Source organism: Psittacicella hinzii (genome assembly GCF_003585885.1).
Lineage (GTDB): Bacteria > Pseudomonadota > Gammaproteobacteria > Enterobacterales > Psittacicellaceae > Psittacicella.
The window spans coordinates 1-1,861 of record NZ_NRHC01000130.1 but is presented as its reverse complement, the minus strand read 5'-3'; the positions used below and the strand labels follow the sequence as shown (position 1 = coordinate 1,861).

1 protein-coding gene is annotated in these 1,861 nt (G+C 30.9%); it reads left to right on the top strand.

Annotation, left to right across the window (positions count from 1 at the left end; translation table 11 throughout):
* The first annotated feature begins 1,146 nt into the window (after positions 1 to 1,146).
* Positions 1,147 to 1,683 carry a hypothetical protein gene (locus tag CKF54_RS07585; RefSeq protein ID WP_119525749.1) on the top strand — a complete coding sequence of 179 codons (537 nt, stop codon included), beginning with the start codon at positions 1,147 to 1,149 and terminating at the stop codon, positions 1,681 to 1,683.
* Positions 1,684 to 1,861 lie beyond the last annotated feature (178 nt).

Below are 1,861 nucleotides of genomic sequence, written 5' to 3'. Positions count from 1 at the left end.
CAATTTCGGGAATCCCTATAAAAGTAATAGCAAAAATCATTTATTCAATAATAAAGAGCTCTTGTTTTAATACAAGAGCTCTTTATTGATTCGGTCAATTCGGAGAATGTAAAAAGGTGAATTGGTGAATTGGTGAATTATAAAAAATTAGTGGCACAATTGTAAAAATAGTGGCACAAATGAAACTTTCACAAATTTTGGGCATTAAAAAAGTGGTTTCTTTTATAAATTAATTTTAACAATATCCAATGAGAAACCACCTATACCTATTATAAGTACCTATTATAAACGATAAATACAACAACGCCACAAAAATATTTCCTCAAGTAACATTGAGGTTACAAATACCATAGCAATTAGGATTTTTTGATTTAGATTTTAAGCTTGCTATTCAGATTTTAGCTAGCTATTTAAATTTTAGCTAGCTATTTAAATTTTAGCTAGCTATTTAAATTTTAGCTAGCTATTTAGATTTTAGCGAGCTAATTCGATTTTTAAGGTACAATTCTGTAGTTTTTAACTATACACTTTTAACTTTTTTATTACTTTATGCGACTAGTAATCACATATTTATGAAATTAGAGGTAGAAATCTAAATTTTTCCACTTATAAACTATTTAGAAAAACACAGGCTAGTAACCAAACAATAAAACAAGCCAAGAACAAAATTTAAGTAACGATCTTTTTCAAAATAATTCTAATGGCACTGCCTTTAGTTTTAGAACCTATCTAATCTCTAGAAAATAACTTCCATTTGTCTCTGTTTCTTAAAAATAAACTAACAAAAATAGAAACAAATGCTAGTTATTTTCTTTTTTTGTACCTATTTTTCAGGAAAATATAAAATAAACTGTTGCAAATAATTTTAAACAGTCCTATAATCTTAGTTAGAAAATAAATAAATGAGTACTTACTCATGTAATGCTCATGTAATAGGTTGTTTTATAAAAATTCGCCAGAATCCGCCAAGATTCATATTTTTATAAGCAACTAGGTCAAGTTTATATCATATCCATTTCTTGACCGCTCTATAGTTTCCACAACATTTAAGAATTTCATATTTTTCTGACTCTTTATAGAGGTAGAGGAAAAATATACCAAGAAAAATCACAACTAATAACAAAACAGATAGATAAGGATATAATTATGAAAAAATTATTAGCATTATCAGCTGCAGCTGTAGCTGCATTCTCAGCATTTGCTCCACAAGCTCAAGCTGTTACATTAGATCAACAATTCTTCACAGTTCACGGTGTAGTAGGTGGTCAACGCGTTTTAGGTGAAAACGTTGCATCATACGGTTTAAATGCTGACTACAACTACCGTGTATTCAACGACTACGGCTGGTACGTAGGTGGTGAAACATTCTTCAACTATGGTCGTAAAGATTCAGTTGACCACTACAACTTCGGTTTAGGTGTTAAAACTAAATACCTATGGGAAACTACAACTAACTTTACTCCATACGCAAGCTTTAGCTTAGGTTACCAAAATACTCGTGCTAAATTAGATTCTTCTGACAGCACAGGTGGTGTTTACGGTGCTTTAGAAGCTGGTTCATTATACGGTCAATACTTTGACTTCGGTGTACGTGTAAACGTTTCAAGCTTATCTAAATCATTTGCTAGCGATGAAAGCCGTGCACAATACACTTACGCAGTATACGCTGGTGTTAAATTCTAATCTAAGTCTTTTATAACCCTATAAAAGCAAACTATCTACTTTAATAAGTAACAGTTAAGAACAATAAGTTCAAGCAACAATTTATTAAAGCTAGGTTTTAACAAGAAGTTCCCCCTTGAGGCTAACCTTGAGGGGGATCTTCTTGTTTGTGCATGTTCCCTAAATTTTTAGATTTTTG

Excerpts from the sequence above, each read along its gene's own strand:
- CKF54_RS07585 (WP_119525749.1), top strand. The coding sequence starts at position 1,147 with ATGAAAAAATTATTAGCATTATCAGCTGCAGCTGTAGCTGCATTCTCA.